Annotated in this window: 12 protein-coding genes and 1 pseudogene; 11 read left to right on the top strand and 2 right to left on the bottom strand. The window is 40.3% G+C overall.

The genetic code is table 11. From position 1 onward, the window contains the following. The first annotated feature begins 10 nt into the window (after positions 1-10). The 4 genes and pseudogenes from IGL24_RS08540 (at position 11) to IGL24_RS08525 (ending at position 3,674) form a co-directional block, all read left to right on the top strand. Positions 11-328 carry a PTS lactose/cellobiose transporter subunit IIA gene (locus IGL24_RS08540; RefSeq protein ID WP_206855965.1) on the top strand — a complete coding sequence of 106 codons (318 nt, stop codon included), beginning with the start codon at positions 11-13 and terminating at the stop codon, positions 326-328. An 11-nt stretch (positions 329-339) separates the two neighbouring features. Further along, positions 340-1,615 (top strand): annotated as a pseudogene (locus IGL24_RS08535) (PTS transporter subunit EIIC); the annotation flags it as partial. A gap of 29 nt (positions 1,616-1,644) precedes the next feature. After that, entirely contained in the window at positions 1,645-2,022 is a 378-nt protein-coding gene (locus tag IGL24_RS08530; protein ID WP_429966356.1) for a lactose/cellobiose PTS transporter subunit IIB, read from the top strand. A 20-nt stretch (positions 2,023-2,042) separates the two neighbouring features. Then, positions 2,043-3,674, top strand: coding sequence for a glycoside hydrolase family 53 protein (locus tag IGL24_RS08525; protein ID WP_207700228.1), 1,632 nt, complete (start codon positions 2,043-2,045; stop codon positions 3,672-3,674). A gap of 59 nt (positions 3,675-3,733) precedes the next feature. On the opposite strand, the gene IGL24_RS08520 is transcribed toward IGL24_RS08525, so the two are convergent. Continuing rightward, positions 3,734-4,471, bottom strand: a complete 738-nt coding sequence (locus IGL24_RS08520) for an amino acid ABC transporter ATP-binding protein (protein ID WP_206855969.1) — start codon at positions 4,469-4,471, stop codon at positions 3,734-3,736. Position 4,472: 1 nt separating this feature from the next. Next, positions 4,473-5,966, bottom strand: a complete 1,494-nt coding sequence (locus tag IGL24_RS08515) for an amino acid ABC transporter substrate-binding protein/permease (RefSeq protein WP_206855972.1) — start codon at positions 5,964-5,966, stop codon at positions 4,473-4,475. 293 nt (positions 5,967-6,259) lie between these two features. On the opposite strand from IGL24_RS08515, the gene uvrB reads away from it, so the two are divergent. The 7 genes from uvrB to whiA all read left to right on the top strand — a co-directional run bounded on the left by uvrB (position 6,260) and on the right by whiA (position 16,401). Next, on the top strand, positions 6,260-8,254 hold the full coding sequence (gene uvrB / locus IGL24_RS08510) for an excinuclease ABC subunit UvrB (protein WP_207115287.1): 1,995 nt from the start codon (positions 6,260-6,262) through the stop codon (positions 8,252-8,254). Between the two features lie 11 nt (positions 8,255-8,265). Continuing rightward, entirely contained in the window at positions 8,266-11,085 is a 2,820-nt protein-coding gene (gene uvrA, locus IGL24_RS08505) for an excinuclease ABC subunit UvrA (RefSeq protein WP_207700226.1), read from the top strand. 255 nt (positions 11,086-11,340) lie between these two features. Beyond that, a complete protein-coding gene (locus IGL24_RS08500) occupies positions 11,341-12,606 on the top strand; it encodes a D-aspartate ligase (RefSeq protein ID WP_207700235.1) in 1,266 nt (421 codons plus the stop codon). A 3-nt stretch (positions 12,607-12,609) separates the two neighbouring features. After that, positions 12,610-13,326: an amino acid racemase gene (locus tag IGL24_RS08495; RefSeq protein ID WP_207700225.1), complete on the top strand. Its 717-nt coding sequence runs from the start codon at positions 12,610-12,612 to the stop codon at positions 13,324-13,326. A 225-nt stretch (positions 13,327-13,551) separates the two neighbouring features. Then, positions 13,552-14,436 (top strand): RNase adapter RapZ, encoded by an 885-nt coding sequence (gene rapZ / locus IGL24_RS08490; protein ID WP_010735232.1) that lies wholly within the window; start codon positions 13,552-13,554, stop codon positions 14,434-14,436. Further along, positions 14,433-15,431: a gluconeogenesis factor YvcK family protein gene (locus IGL24_RS08485; RefSeq protein WP_206855984.1), complete on the top strand. Its 999-nt coding sequence runs from the start codon at positions 14,433-14,435 to the stop codon at positions 15,429-15,431. The genes rapZ and IGL24_RS08485 overlap by 4 nt, the downstream gene beginning before the upstream one ends. 34 nt (positions 15,432-15,465) lie before the next feature. Further along, complete coding sequence (whiA, locus tag IGL24_RS08480; protein WP_010735234.1) at positions 15,466-16,401, top strand: DNA-binding protein WhiA; 936 nt, start codon at positions 15,466-15,468, stop codon at positions 16,399-16,401. Positions 16,402-16,597: the final 196 nt, after the last annotated feature.

Below are 16,597 nucleotides of genomic sequence, written 5' to 3'. Positions count from 1 at the left end.
GGAATGAAAGATGAATAAAGAAGAGTTACAAATGTTAGGTTTTGAGATTGTGGCATACTCAGGAGATGCACGAAGTACATTATTAACATTATTAAGGGAAGTTCGTCAAGGCAAGTTTGATCGTGTAGAAGAAGCGCTGAAGGATGCAGATGAAAACTTGACGTTGGCGCACAATTCACAAACTAAAATCTTAGCTGAAGAAGCTTCGGGTAAAGACATGGATATGGGGTTTATTTTTATCCATGGACAAGATCACTTGATGACTACTCTATTGCTAAGAGATTTGATCCAAGATTTTATTGAGCTTTATAAAACAAATAATCACTAGGAGTGAAAAGCATGAATGGGATTATCAAGCAAATCGAAAAGGGTAAACCAATCTTTGAGAAAATCTCACGTAATATATATTTGGGTGCAGTAAGAGATGGTTTTTTAACAGCGATGCCAGCGATTTTATTTTCAAGTATCTTTATCTTGATTGCGGCAGTCCCTGAGATTTTTGGTTTTCAGTGGCCTGAAGATGTATCGACATGGTTGTGGAAGATCTACAATTATTCGATGGGGGTTGTCGGCATTTTAGTATCCACAACTACTGCACGCTGTTTGGCTGAATCAATGAACCGAAGAATGCCAAAAAACAAAATCATTAATACTACCTCAGTGATGTTGGCTTCTTTAGTTAGTTTCCTTTTATTAAGTGTCTCACCGATCGAAGGTGGTTTTTCTACAGAATATATGGGAACAAAGGGTTTACTGGCTTCGTTTATCGCCGCATTTATTACCGTTAATATTTATAAATTTTGTGTTCGAAAAGACATCACGATCAAAATGCCAAAAGAAGTGCCTGGAACGATTTCTCAAACATTCAGAGATATTTTTCCGTTTTCCTTTTCTGTATTTGCGGCAGTATTGGTCGATCTAGTTGCACGTAGTTTTTTTGGGATTTCATTTGCAGAAGCAATCATCACATTATTGCAACCATTGTTTACTGCTGCGGATGGTTATTTAGGAATTGCTGTGATATGGGGAGCAATGGCATTTTTCTGGTTTGTCGGAGTGCATGGTCCATCAATTGTTGAACCTGCGATTGCCGCAATTATTTATGCGAATGTTGAAACAAACTTACAGCTGTTCAATTCAGGAGAACAAGCTTCTCATGTATTGACTGTTGGTCTAGGAAATTTCGTGGGAACGATGGGTGGCACTGGTGCAACATTAGTTGTTCCGTTTATCTTTTTGCTGTTTGCGAAATCGAAACAATTAAAAGCAGTGGGGAAAGCTTCAGTGATTCCAGTCAGTTTTGCAGTGAATGAGCCATTATTATTCGCCGCACCAATGATTTTAAATCCTTATTTCTTTGTTCCGTTTTTAGTGACTCCGATTGTAAACGTTTGCTTATTCAAGTTTTTTGTTGATGTGTTTGGGATGAATAGTTTTATGTATGTCTTACCTTGGGCAACGCCGGCTCCAATTGGTTTAGTTTTAGGGACAGGGATGGGGGTCTTAGCTTTTGTCTTAGCTGCCCTGTTGATTCTCGTAGACTTTGCAATTTATTTCCCGTTTTGTAAGGCATATGATGCGACTTTAGTTGAGCAAGAAGCGCAACAAGCGGAGAAAGTAGAGTCGGAAGAAAACGAAACGAAAGTGACTGTTACAATTCCAAGTAACCAAGTTCTTGCAACGGAGAATGCTGATTTAGTGGAAACAGGAAAGGAAATTAACGTATTAGTTTTATGTGCAGGTGCAGGAACGAGCGCAATGCTTGCCAATGCCCTGAAAGAAGGTGCAAAAGAATTTCATGCACCAATCAGTGCCTTAGCAGGTGCTTACGGCTCTCATTATGAAATGATGGCAGATTTTGACATGATCGTTTTGGCGCCACAAGTCCAATCTTACTATGAAGACATTAAGGAGGATACAGATCGTTTAGGTATCAAATTGATTGCTACAAAAGGTGCAGAATATATTGGTTTGACTAGAGATCCTGAGAAAGCGGTAAGGTTTGTTTTAGATCAATTTTAAATCAAAGGAGAGATCGTAGGATGAACAAAGTTAAGGGTTGGCTTGTGTTGGTCATAGGGTTGCTTGTGTCATTAGCAAGTCTCACATTCGGAACAAATCAAGGGGAGGCGAAAGAATTGATTCGCGGAGCAGATGTTTCGATTTTAGCTGATATGGAAAAATCCGGAGCGTCTTATTACGAAAATGGTGTAAAAAAAGATGCCTTGCAAATTTTAAAAAATAATGGGGTCAATTATGTTCGTTTGCGATTATGGCAAAACCCATATGATGAGCAAGGAAATTCTTACGGTGCAGGCACAAATGACTTGAAAACAACGATTGCTTTGTCAAGACGCGCAAAAAATTTAGGGTTAAAAGTGTTACTTGATTTTCATTATAGTGATTTCTGGGTCGATCCAGGCAAACAAAATGTCCCTAAAGCGTGGAAAGAGTATAATTTTGAACAACTTGACACGGCCTTATATGATTATACGAAAAGTGTTTTGACGGAGATGAAAAACAACGGCGTATATCCTGACATGATCCAGATCGGAAATGAATTAAACAGTGGGATGCTTTGGCCTGATGGGAAATCATGGGGGGAAGGTGGAGGAGAGTTTGATCGTTTGGCGAATTTCTTGAAATCAGGGATTCGTGGAGTGAGGGAAACGCAACCTGTTGATACTCCAATCATGCTCCATTTAGCCGATGGTGGAGATACGGATGCCTTTACTTGGTGGTTTGATGAAATTACGAAACGCGGGGTAGATTACGATTTGATCGGTCTTTCCTATTACCCTTATTGGCATGGTTCAATGAATGCATTACAAACGACGATGAACACGATCAGTGCACGATATGATAAAGAAGTCAACGTGGTAGAGACTGCGTATGGACACACGACTGCCAATGCGGATAATATGCCAAATGCTTTTGGACCAGAACAAGAAATTGCAGGAGGTTATGCTGCAACACCAGCAGGTCAACGAGAATATTTAAATGATTTGGTGACACGCATTCAAACGGTGCCAAACGAAAAAGGAAATGGCTTTTTCTATTGGGAACCTTTATGGTATAACGGCAATGTCTCTTGGGCAACAGCTGCTGGAATGAACTATTTGGGTGTGCAATCTCAAACAGGCAATGAGTGGGACAACCAGGCGATGTTTGATTTCAATGGACAAGCACTTCCCAGCTTAAAGGCGTTTCAAGAAGCTGGAAGACAGCAAAATATTCTCAAAAATCCAAGTTTTGAACTTAATGGCTTCACGAATACACCGACGAACTGGTCTGTGTGGCGAGGTAATGGTGCAGCAATCGATACGTTGAAAACTGAAACTGGTGGTTTTTCCGGAACGTACAAAGCAACATTTTGGGATGACCAAGCGTATCAAATGTCGATGTATCAAACGGTTAATGGATTAAGCAAGGGAAACTATACATTAACTGCTTATACGATGGCAGGTGGAGAGTTGAGCACTAGTCAGTTGTATATCAAAAATCATGGTGGTAAAGAGCTGAATGCTACGATCAGTAAAAGTGGCGAATGGACAAAGGTGATGATCAAAGATATTCCAATTACTTCTGGTACGAGTGAAATTGGCATTTATGTCAATGCCAAAGCGCAAGGATGGGTATCGATTGATCATATAACATTAGCTAAAAATCAATAAAAAGAAACTCCTGAAAATATCTGATTTTTCCAGATGTTTTCAGGAGTTTTGTTCTTCGATTAGATATCCAACACCTTATCCAAAAAGTCTTTCGTCCGTTCGTTTTGCGGATTTTCAAAGATTTGTTGTGGTGTGCCGTCTTCCAGGAAGTTTCCGCCATCAATGAACATCACGCGGTTAGCGACTTCTTTTGCAAAGCCCATTTCGTGGGTTACGATGACCATTGTCATGCCTTGTTTGGCTAATTTTTTCATTACGTTCAGCACATCGCCGACCATTTCTGGGTCCAAGGCTGAAGTAGGTTCATCAAACAACATGATGTCAGGGTTCATTGCTAACGCACGAGCGATGGCAACCCGTTGTTTTTGTCCGCCAGATAAGTTATCTGGGTACATATCTTTTTTATCTTCCAAACCAACAGTTTCAAGTAATTTGATTGCTTTTTTCTCTGCTTCATCACGTGACAACTTCTTCAAGTCCATAGGTGCCAAAATGATGTTTTCCAAAACAGAAAGGTGCGGGAAAAGATTGAAATGCTGGAACACCATACCGATGTGTTGTCTCACTAAGTTGATGTCTGTGTTTTTATCCATCAAATGAGCACCATCGATGATAATATCACCAGATGTCGGATCTTCTAAGCGATTCAAACAGCGTAAAAAAGTACTCTTTCCTGAACCGGAGGGGCCAATCACGCAGACGACATCGCCTTCGTTGATTGATACGTTGATGTCATTTAAGACTGTGTTGTCTCCGTATTTTTTTACAAGATGTTCGACTAAGATTTTTTCTGTCATCTTATTTCACCTTCTTTTCTAAAACTTTCGCTAATTTTGTCAATGCAGTGATCAAAATCAAGTACATCACTGCGATGATCAAGTAGACATACGTACTTTGTGTAGTACGAGCAACAATGATCCGTCCAGTTTGTAACAATTCGACCACACCGATCGCTGAGATGATCGTCGTATCTTTCAATGAGATAACGAATTGGTTGACGAATGATGGGATCATGATTTTGAATGCTTGCGGTAAAATGATTTTTTGCATCGTGCGGTTATAAGAGAGACCTAAGCTTCGTGAAGCTTCCATCTGTCCAGTAGGGACTGCGTTGATCCCGCCACGTACGATCTCTGCGATATAAGCACTCGCATTTAGGGTCAATGTAATGATCCCGGCGATAAAGTCAGGAATCGTAAATCCAACGATACTTGGTAAACCGAAAAAGATGAAGAAGGCAAGTACCATCATCGGAACACCGCGAATGATATCTACATAGATGCTGGCAACTGTTCGCAATGCACGGACTGGTGACACGCTAAATAGTCCGAAGATCACACCGACGACTAAAGCCAAGGCAAATGAGATCAATGTTAATAGGATCGTTTGCCATAACCCTTTTAATAATGCTTTATAGTTGTTTTGGATCAAGCCAGTCAATGTTGATTCATCAACAGCTGGCGCTTCTTCGCTGTCGTCTGTCGAGATGAATTCATTGATGATCTCGTCGTATTGGCCAGTGCGTTTTAGTTCTTTTAATCCTTCGTTGAACATTTGTAATAATTCAGGGTTTTCGCCTTTTTTCACTGCGAAACCATAAGAGCCGCCAGTTTCTCTTTCAATCGGTGTTTCTAACTCTTGTCCATTTTTGATGGCATAACCGATTACTGGGTAGTCGTCCATCATGGCATCGATTGCGCCGACTCTTAAACTATCGTATAACTGATCTGCGGCATCGAAATATTTGATTTCGTAGCCATATTTATCTTGATTTGCGACTAAGAAGTCTGCACTTTCGGTCCCAACTTTTGCACCGACTGTTTTTCCTTCTAAGTCTTCATAAGAATTGATTGAAGTATTGCCTTTTTTGACTGCGATTTGGATGCCACTTTGGAAGTAAGGATCTGAAAAATCAAACGTTTTTTTACGTTCATCTGTAATCGTCATCCCTGCAATCATCCCATCCGCTTGTCCAGATTCCAATGCTTGTAGTGCAGCAGAGAAACCACGGAAGTCCATACGAATATTGAAGCCGTGCATTTCTGAGATAGCTTCCATCAAGCTGACGTCGATTCCTACATATTCACCATCTGCATTTTGGAATTCAAATGGTGCAAAGGCTGAATCACTTGCGATAACGTAAACGTCTTTTTTAGGTTCTATTTTTTGCATCGTCTCGCTACTTGATGTCGTTGATTGCGTCTCGTCAGCTTGCACAGGTGTGTACAGTGCGAATGTAACAAGTCCTGTCATTATGAAAAGGAATGTCTGTAACATGTTTCTTTTTTTCATAAATAACCTCCTATAAAAATTTCGATAATTTCCAACATTAATACATTATAGGCGAAAAGATATTCTTAACACAAGATTCCGACAAAAAATAATTCAAAAAAGTAGCGATTTGTTACATGCTATGTAATAAAATCTAACACGAACCTTGCGAGGTAGATTTACAATAAGATCTGAAACTTTCAATTGGCGAAAGTATGTTCGCCGTGGTATAATAGAGAAACAAGGAATGCCTTTGCTTTCCTTTTCTTTTTTGTTGAAAAGAGAGAAGGAATGAATGAAAAGGAGGACGAAGAATGATTGAAAGAGATACCTCCCGCCATTTTGAGTTGGTGTCGAAATACCAACCTGCTGGAGATCAACCAGAAGCGATCAACCAATTGGTCGAAGGGATAAATGATGGTAAAAAAGCACAGATTTTACTAGGGGCGACCGGAACAGGGAAAACCTATACGATTTCTAATCTGATCGAAAAAGTCAATAAACCGACTTTGATCATTGCACATAATAAGACGTTAGCTGGGCAATTATATGGAGAATTCAAAGAGTTCTTTCCAAACAATGCGGTCGAATACTTTGTTTCTTATTATGATTATTATCAACCAGAAGCCTACGTTCCTTCAAGTGATACGTACATTGAAAAGGATTCAAGTGTCAATGATGAAATCGATAAATTGCGTCACTCTGCCACCAGTTCTTTATTAGAACGAAATGATGTGATCGTGATTGCCTCAGTCTCTTGTATTTTTGGTTTAGGTTCACCTTTTGAATACCAAAAACAAGTGGTGTCGATCAGACAAGGGGCGGAGATGGATCGTAATCAATTGATACGAGATTTGGTCAGCATCCAATTTGAACGAAATGATATTGATTTTCAGCGCGGTCGTTTTCGAGTGCGCGGTGATGTCGTGGAGATCTTTCCAGCTTCAAGAGATGAACGTGCGTTGCGCGTTGAGTTTTTTGGGGATGAAGTGGAACGGATTCGAGAAGTGAATGCCTTGACTGGGGAAGTGTTAGGTGAAACTGAACATGTAGCCATATTCCCGGCAACTCACTTTGTAACGGATGATGATCATATGGAACATGCGGTCGCAAACATCAAAGCAGAGCTTGAGCAACGTTTGACCGTCCTACGTAATGAAAACAAGTTATTAGAAGCACAACGTTTAGAGCAACGAACGAATTATGACATTGAGATGATGTTAGAGATGGGTTATACCTCTGGGATCGAAAATTATTCTCGACATATGGATGGACGTAAAGAAGGCGAACCGCCTTATACGTTATTAGATTTCTTCCCTGAGGATGCGTTGATGGTCATTGACGAGTCCCATGTGACGATGCCGCAGATCCGTGGCATGTATAATGGAGACAGAGCGAGAAAACAAATGCTTGTAGACTATGGTTTCCGTCTACCGTCTGCACTAGATAATCGTCCGTTACGTCTGGAAGAATTTGAGCAGCATGTCAATCAAATCGTCTACGTCTCTGCGACACCTGGGCCATACGAATATGAACAAACAGATACGGTGATCCAACAAATCATTCGACCAACTGGATTACTAGATCCAGTGATCGAAGTGCGACCGATCATGGGTCAGATCGATGACTTAGTTGGTGAGATCAATGAACGAGTGGAAAAAGACCAACGGGTATTCGTGACTACATTGACGAAAAAAATGTCAGAAGATTTGACGGATTACTTCAAAGAGTTAGGGATCAAAGTGAAATATCTGCATAGTGATATCAAGACTCTGGAACGGACAGAGATCATTCGTGATCTTCGTTTAGGTGAATTTGATGTCTTAGTCGGTATCAACTTATTACGTGAAGGGTTAGATGTTCCTGAAGTTTCATTAGTCGCGATCTTGGATGCAGATAAAGAAGGTTTCTTACGAAGCGAACGCTCATTAGTCCAAACAATTGGACGTGCCGCACGTAATGCAGAAGGTAAAGTAATTATGTATGCGGACAAAGTGACGGATTCCATGCGTCTAGCTATGGATGAAACGTCAAGACGTCGCAGCATCCAACAACAATACAATGAAGAACACGGGATCGTTCCGAAAACGATCATCAAAGAGATTCGCGACTTGATCTCGATCACGAAGGAATCAGAAGATGATGCGAAAGAAACGGTTCAAGTCTCTTATGAAGAAATGACGAGAGAAGAAAAAGCAACATTATTGATGAAGTTAGAAAAAGAAATGAAAGATGCAGCGAAAGCTTTGGATTTCGAGACCGCAGCCAATGTGCGTGATATGATTCTTGAACTAAAAGCATCTGAGTAGGAGGAAGTCATATGGCTAACGACAAAATTATTATTCATGGCGCAAGGGCGCATAATTTGAAGAATATCGATGTGACGATTCCACGAGATAAGTTCGTGGTCGTCACCGGATTATCCGGTTCAGGAAAAAGTTCACTTGCTTTTGACACATTGTATGCAGAAGGGCAAAGACGATATGTGGAAAGTTTATCTGCCTATGCGCGTCAATTTTTAGGTCAGATGGATAAACCTGATGTCGATAGCATTGATGGCCTCAGTCCAGCGATCTCGATCGATCAAAAAACGACAAGCAAGAATCCTCGTTCAACTGTTGGAACAGTAACAGAGATCAATGATTATTTGCGCTTATTATTTGCCAGAGTCGGTCATCCGATCTGTCCCAATGACCATATCGAGATCACTAGTCAATCTGTTGATCAAATGGCGGATCAAGTGTTGGATCTTCCTGATCGAACGAAGATCCAAATATTAGCGCCAATCGTCGTTAAGAAAAAAGGACAACACAAAAAAGTCTTTGAACGTATCCAAAAAGAAGGGTATGTCCGTGTTCGGGTCGATGGCGAAACGTATGACGTTAGTGAAGCGCCCGAATTAGAAAAAAATAAAAAGCACGACATTGCGATCGTGATTGACCGGATCGTCGTGAAAGAAGGCGTGCGCTCTCGTTTGTTCGATTCTATTGAAGCGGCTCTTCGTTTAGCGGATGGCTACGTACTGATCGATGTGATCGGTGAAGAAGAAATGCTTTTTAGTGAACACTATGCATGTCCTTATTGTGGATTTACAGTCGGTGAGTTAGAGCCGCGTTTATTTTCATTCAATGCGCCATTTGGAGCTTGTCCGGATTGTGATGGATTGGGTGTCAAATTAGAAGTCGATATCGATCTAGTCATCCCTGACAAAAACAAAACGTTGAATGAAGGAGCGATCATTCCTTGGAATCCGATCAGCTCGCAATATTATCCACAAATGTTGGCACAAGCGTGTGAAAGTTATGGAATCGATATGGATACGCCATTTGAAGCTCTTCCTTTGGAACATCAAGAAATCGTGTTGAACGGCACATCTGAGCCATTCCATTTTCATTACGAAAATGATTTTGGTGGGGTCAGAGATGTTGAAACATCGTTTGAAGGTGTGATGACGAACATCAAGCGCCGTTACCACGATACGAACAGTGATTTTACAAGAGAACAAATGCGTCTTTATATGACAGAATTGACTTGTAAGACGTGTGACGGTTATCGCTTGAATCCGCAAGCTTTATCCGTGCAAATCAATGGCACGAACATCGGTCAGACGAATGAGTTGTCGATCCAACATGCCGTTGAATTTTTTGAAAATCTGACATTGTCAGAGCAAGAAAAAGTCATTGCTCGACCAATTTTAAAAGAAGTCAATGATCGTCTGTCATTTTTAGAAAATGTGGGACTTGATTATTTGACACTTAGTCGTGCTTCAGGAACCTTATCAGGTGGGGAAGCGCAACGCATTCGTTTAGCGACTCAGATTGGTTCAAATCTATCTGGCGTGCTTTATATCTTGGATGAGCCTTCGATCGGATTGCATCAACGAGACAATGATCGTTTGATCGGTTCATTGAAGAAGATGCGTGATCTTGGGAATACCTTAGTTGTCGTTGAACATGATGAAGATACGATGCGTGCGGCAGATTACTTGATCGATGTTGGTCCTGGGGCTGGGCATCAAGGCGGGGAGATCGTTTCTGCTGGAACGCCAGATCAAGTGGCAAAAGATAAGCATTCATTGACTGGTCAATATCTATCGGGCAAAAAATCGATCCCAGTTCCCGAAACAAGACGAAAAGGTACAGGCAAAGCAATCAAGATAACTGGTGCTACAGAAAACAACTTGAAAAATATTTCCGTTGAGTTCCCATTAGGCGAATTTGTGGCGGTCACTGGTGTTTCTGGATCAGGTAAGAGTACGTTGGTCAACAGTATCTTGAAAAAGGCACTTGCTCAAAAAATCAACCGTAATTCAGCGAAACCAGGGAAGTTCAAAACGATTTCTGGCTATGAAGGGATCGAAAAGATTATTGATATCGATCAAAGCCCGATCGGACGGACACCACGAAGTAATCCGGCGACTTATACAAGTGTCTTTGATGATATTCGTGACCTGTTTGCTCAAACAAATGAAGCTAAAATGCGTGGTTATAAAAAAGGACGTTTCAGTTTCAACGTAAAAGGCGGACGTTGTGAAGCTTGTCGTGGTGACGGGATCATCAAGATCGAAATGCATTTCTTACCAGATGTTTATGTGCCTTGTGAAGTCTGTCATGGGAAACGTTATAATTCGGAAACATTGGAAGTCCATTATAAAGGGAAAAGTATTGCGGATATCTTAGAGATGACAGTGGAAGATGCGGTTGAATTTTTCCAACCGATCCCTAAGATCCATCGTAAGCTGCAAACGATCGTCGATGTCGGCTTAGGGTATGTCACGATGGGACAACCAGCAACGACTTTATCCGGAGGAGAAGCGCAACGGATGAAGCTTGCGAGTGAACTGCATAAAATTTCGAATGGAAAGAATTTCTATATCCTAGATGAGCCAACAACTGGGCTTCATACAGACGATATCGCTCGCTTATTACATGTCTTGCAACGATTAGTTGATGCCGGTAATACTGTTTTAGTCATCGAGCATAATCTGGATGTCATCAAAACCGCTGATCATTTGATCGATCTTGGTCCTGAAGGTGGCGAAGGTGGCGGTACGATTTTAGCAACTGGTACACCAGAAGAATTGGTGAAAGTAAAAGAAAGCTATACCGGTCATTATTTGAAAAAAATCATGCAAAAATAAGAATCGTTATTGTTATAGTTAAAAAAATATTAAAAGAAAGCTTTATGTATTGTTTTCTTTTCACGAGTATTCTAGAATACTTTATATGGTAGTTCTTTCTACACTTATTGGTATAGATAAAAACTTCCTATAAGTTCAATCCGTTCAAAAAAGAATTGAGCAATCGGAGGAGATTCCTTTGATTGCTTTTTTCTTTATGGTATGATATTCCTTGTGTAAATATAAAACAAGAGATTATTAAGTTAGTGAGAGATAATTATGAACAGTAATGAAAAAGAAGCATTTATCCCTATTTTATTAGGTAGCGATATGAACGTTTATGGGATGGCCCGTTCATTTCATGAAGCTTATGGCAAGGTATGTCAAGCCTATGCGTCGAACCAACTAGCGCCTACCCGCTATAGCAAAATCGTCAACGTTGAAGTGATTCCAGGATTTGATCAAGATCCGGTCTTTATTGAGACGATGCGACGTTTGGCAAAAGAAAAGTATACGGATAAAAATAAAAAATATTTACTGATAGCTTGTGGCGACGGATATGCGGAATTGATTTCTCAGCATAAAGAAGAGCTTTCTGAAACATTTATCTGTCCCTATATCGATTATTCACTCTTTGAACGATTGGTGAATAAAGTAAGCTTTTATGAGATATGTGAAGAGTATCAACTGCCTTACCCAAATACATTGATCATCCGAAAAGAAATGTTGAACAATGGCCGCTTAGAACAAGAGTTGCCTTTCGATTTTCCGGTAGCGTTGAAACCGGCAAATAGTGTCGAGTATTTATCTGTCCAATTTGAAGGACGTAAAAAAGCATTTATTATTGATAATCGTGAAGAATTTGATTTGGTATTAGGCCGAATCTATGAAGCGGGTTATACAAGCGAAATGATCGCTCAAGATTTTATTCCAGGCGATGATAGTCACATGCGTGTATTGAATGCGTATGTCGATGAGCAACACCAAGTGAGAATGATGTGCCTAGGCCATCCATTACTTGAAGATCCTACGCCAGCTTCTATCGGAAACTATGTCGTGATCATGCCGGATTACAACGAGAAAATCTATCAAACAATCAAAGCGTTTCTAGAAAAGATCGAGTATACTGGTTTTGCGAATTTCGATATGAAATATGATCCGCGAGATGGCGAATATAAATTATTTGAGATCAATCTTCGTCAAGGAAGAAGCAGTTTCTTTGTAACGCTCAATGGACTGAATTTAGCACGTATTTTAACAGAAGATCGTGTTTTTCATGAACCATTCGTTGGAACAACATACGGAACGAACCAATCAGACAAAGCGAAACTATGGTTGGGCGTACCAAAAAAAGTCTTTATGACTTATGCGAAAGAAAACGAACAAAAACAACAGGCTTTGAAATTGATCAAAGAAAAACGATATGGAACGACCGTCTTTTATGACAAAGACCACTCATTGAAACGTTGGTTATTGATGACGTATATGTTCCGAAACTATATTCCAAGGTTTAAAAAATACTTTCATTCGAAAGAAGGCTAGTTCATGGAGAATTTTTTCAGTATCTTAGGTGGAATGGGTACGATGGCAACGGAAAGCTTTGTCCGCTTGATCAATCATCGTGTCAAAGCCGCCAAAGATCAGGATTATTTGAACTATGTATTATTTAATCATGCAACAGTTCCTGATCGAACGGCCTACATCTTGGATCAAACAAAAGAAAATCCAGTCCCTTATTTAGTAGAGGACATCAAAAAGCAAAATCTACTACAACCGAATTTCATTGTTTTGACGTGCAATACGGCACATTACTTTTTTGATGACTTGCAAGCAGAGACAACGATCCCGATCTTGCATATGCCACGAGAAGCCGCCAAAGAACTTGTTCGACAAAAGACAACAGGGAAAGTGGCTGTTTTAGCAACACAAGGGAGTATTCTTGCTGGTGTTTATGAAAAAGAGATCAAAGCATTAGGATTTGAAGTCGTGATCCCTGATCAAGCACTACAAGAAAAAGTGAATTATTTGATTTATCATGAAATCAAAGAGTCTGATCATTTGAATAAAGAACTCTATTATGAGATTTTAGAAGAAGCAGTCGAACGTCTGGCTTGTGAGAAGATCATTTTAGGGTGTACCGAATTGTCTCTAATGCAAGAAGTTGCATCTGACAATCCTTATCCAGTGATCGATGCACAGTCGATACTGGCTGATCGAACGATCGAGCTTGCTCAGGCCGAACGAGTGAAGCGTTCGAATTGATCGTAAAAATAGTTGTGGCTGAAGTTGTTCCACATGGGTTCAGCCGAATAAGCGCGGTAATCCGAAAATCATTTCAATTTTTGGATGCCACGCTTATTTTTTGAAGGAAATGTTTATTTTCTCCTATTTTTATATATAAAAAAACAAAAGAATTTAATTCGAGCTAGCAATGATACGCCCGGGATGATATAATTTTAAAGGAGAACGAGAGAGGAGGCCATACGGATGGCTGATAATTTAGAACTAGTAATCATTACAGGAATGAGCGGCGCAGGTAAAACTGTGGCGATTCAAAGCTTTGAAGATATGGGGTACTTTTGTATCGATAATATGCCCCCAACATTGATCCCTAAATTTTGGGAACTAATTAAGGAATCAGGGAAAGTCACAAAAATGGCACTAGGTGTGGATTTACGTTCACGCTCTTTCTTTGAAGAGATCCAAAGTATGTTGATCGAAATCGAAAATACAAATTTCATCGATACTTCTGTCTTATTTTTAGATGCTTCTGACGAAGAATTGGTTGCACGGTATAAAGAAACAAGAAGAACCCATCCGATGGCGATGGACGGTTTAGTGACGGAAGGGATTCGCAAGGAACGGGCGATTTTAAATGATATCAAAGCGCAAGCATCTGTTATTATCGATACCACGACTTTGACACCACGACAGTTGCGCGAAAAGATCAATCAAACATTTAAAACAAAAGATGATCAAGGGTTCCGTATCGAATTCGTGTCATTTGGTTTCAAATATGGGTTACCGATCGATTCAGATATCGTGATGGATGTTCGTTTTTTACCAAATCCTCACTACATCGCTGATTTAAGACCATTGACTGGAAAAGATAAGCCGGTTTATGACTATGTAATGTCGTTTGATGAAACAGAATTGTTTTATTTGAAATTCCTTGATTTATTAAAGACAGTAATGCCTGGATATATCAAAGAAGGAAAAAGCAGTTTGACAGTAGCGATCGGCTGTACGGGCGGTCAACATCGCTCGGTTGCTTTGACGGAAAGATTGTCTCAAGCGCTTAGTGAAACATATAAAGTCAACGTGACTCACCGTGACAAAGACAAGCGTAAAGAGACGGTGAATCGCTCATGAAAATGAAAACTTACCGAATTCGAAAACCTAAAATCGTTGTAGTCGGAGGCGGTACAGGCTTACCTGTTATTTTGAAGAGTTTGCGTAATCAAGGGGCTGATATCACGGCAATCGTGACCGTAGCAGATGATGGCGGTAGTAGTGGCGAGATCCGCAAATCGATTGCAATGGCACCTCCAGGAGATTTAAGAAATGTCTTGGTGTCATTATCAGATATGCCTCAATTTTATGAAGATATCTTTCAATACCGCTTCAAAAAAGAAGATCAATTTTTAGCGAATCATACCATTGGCAATTTGATCATTGCAGCTGTCGCTGAAATGAGAGGGAGTACTTATGAAGCCATCCAGCTTTTATCTCGCATGATGCATGTAGATGGGCACATCTATCCATCTTCTGAGACCCCATTGACTTTACACGCGGTGTTCAAAGATGGAACGACTGCAATCGGTGAATCGAAGATCGCGCTTGATCGCAAAAACATCGAGCGGGTATTTGTTTGCAATACAGATGATGAAAGTGAAGCGAAAGCTGGACGTAAAGTTGTTTCGGCGATTATGGAAGCCGATATGGTCGTCTTAGGACCAGGTAGCTTGTTCACTAGTATTTTACCTAATTTAGTAATCCCGGAAGTCGGAGAAGCAATGCTCAAAACTAAAGCAGAGGTCGTCTATATCTGCAATATCATGACACAAAAAGGGGAAACCGAACATTTTACAGATGCGGATCATATCCGTGTCTTACATCAACATTTGGAACAACCTTTTATTGATACAGTGTTGGTGAACACAGAAAAAGTCCCAGAAGACTACATGGATCCAGAAATCTACGATGAATACCTTGTTCAAGTCGCTCATGATTTTAATGGCTTGCGAGAAGAGAACTGTCGAGTCATCTCTACGGACTTTTTAGAATTGAAAAATGGCGGAGTCTTTCATGATGGAGAGAAAGTCGTTGAAGAACTTTTCCGCTTAGTCTTTGGGTCAAAACAATAAAGAAGAATAAACTTATCAAAAGGAGGTGGACAACGTGTCCTTTGCAGCAGAAGTCAAAAAGGAATTGACTGGTTTAGAAGTCCATCGTGAACATGCAAAAGCTGAATTAGCCGCATTGTTACGTATGAATGGTTCGCTTGGCATCGTCAACCAGCAATTCATCTTGAACGTACAGACAGAAAATGCCGCAATTGCTCGTCGGATCTACTCACTTTTAAAAGATCATTATCAAGTACGCAGTGAGTTACTCGTACGAAAGAAAATGAAATTGAAAAAGAACAACGTCTACATCGTTCGCTTGAAGCAAGGAACGAAAAATGTCTTGATGGATTTGGATATCATGGATGGTATGATGTTCAATGGTCATGTGTCAGACGAGATCATGGGGAATGCGCAAAAAATGCGTTCATATCTGCGTGGTGCATTTATGGCTTCGGGTTCAGTCAATAATCCGGAAACCAGTCGCTATCACTTAGAGATTTATTCGATCTACGAACAACATAATCAGGATATTTGTAATATGTTGAATTATTACGGCTTGCACGCACGAACACTTGAAAGACGCAACGGCTATATCTCCTATCTAAAAGGCGCAGAGAAAATTGCGGATTTCTTGACTCTGATTGGCGCAACCAATTCGATGCTACGTTTTGAAGACGTGCGGATCGTTCGTGATATGAGAAATTCAGTGAATCGTTTAGTCAACTGTGAGACGGCTAACTTGAATAAAACCATCGATGCAGCATCAAAGCAAATCGAGAATATCGAGTTGATCGAAGCTCGAGTAGGGTTACAAGCTCTTCCCGAGAAGTTACAAGAAATCGCAGAATTGCGCTTGCAACATCCTGAGGTCAGCTTGAAAGAACTAGGTGAGATGATCCCATCTGGTGCGATCTCAAAATCAGGGATCAATCATCGAATCCGTAAAATCAACGAGTTTGCTGAAAAATTAAAAGAACAAGCATCTTAATAAAAAAATGGATTGCTTTTTATTCGATCAATAGATACAAACGCAATGTGGTTTGACTCATTTGTCCTTAGCTTCTAGGTTTCATCGAAGCACTGTACAATGTGGTCAGGCCGCTTTTTTTTCTTTTTCCTAAAAATGGGCGCGAGATTGAACATTACATACTTATAATAAATGTAAATCAGCAATCATGAGGAGG

It is taken from the genome of Enterococcus sp. DIV2371, from assembly GCF_050498525.1.
GTDB classification, from domain to species: Bacteria; Bacillota; Bacilli; order Lactobacillales; family Enterococcaceae; genus Enterococcus_B; species Enterococcus_B mangumiae.
The sequence above is the reverse complement of the archived record's forward strand: the minus strand, read 5'-3'. Positions and strand labels throughout refer to the sequence as shown.

Coding starts and splice junctions, on each gene's coding strand:
- uvrA (WP_207700226.1), top strand. CDS start 8,266: ATGGCTAACGACAAAATTATTATTCATGGCGCAAGGGCGCATAATTTG.
- rapZ (WP_010735232.1), top strand. CDS start 13,552: ATGGCTGATAATTTAGAACTAGTAATCATTACAGGAATGAGCGGCGCA.
- IGL24_RS08485 (WP_206855984.1), top strand. CDS start 14,433: ATGAAAATGAAAACTTACCGAATTCGAAAACCTAAAATCGTTGTAGTC.
- IGL24_RS08520 (WP_206855969.1), bottom strand. CDS start 4,471: ATGACAGAAAAAATCTTAGTCGAACATCTTGTAAAAAAATACGGAGAC.
- IGL24_RS08495 (WP_207700225.1), top strand. CDS start 12,610: ATGGAGAATTTTTTCAGTATCTTAGGTGGAATGGGTACGATGGCAACG.
- IGL24_RS08515 (WP_206855972.1), bottom strand. CDS start 5,966: ATGAAAAAAAGAAACATGTTACAGACATTCCTTTTCATAATGACAGGA.
- IGL24_RS08525 (WP_207700228.1), top strand. CDS start 2,043: ATGAACAAAGTTAAGGGTTGGCTTGTGTTGGTCATAGGGTTGCTTGTG.
- IGL24_RS08540 (WP_206855965.1), top strand. CDS start 11: ATGAATAAAGAAGAGTTACAAATGTTAGGTTTTGAGATTGTGGCATAC.
- uvrB (WP_207115287.1), top strand. CDS start 6,260: ATGATTGAAAGAGATACCTCCCGCCATTTTGAGTTGGTGTCGAAATAC.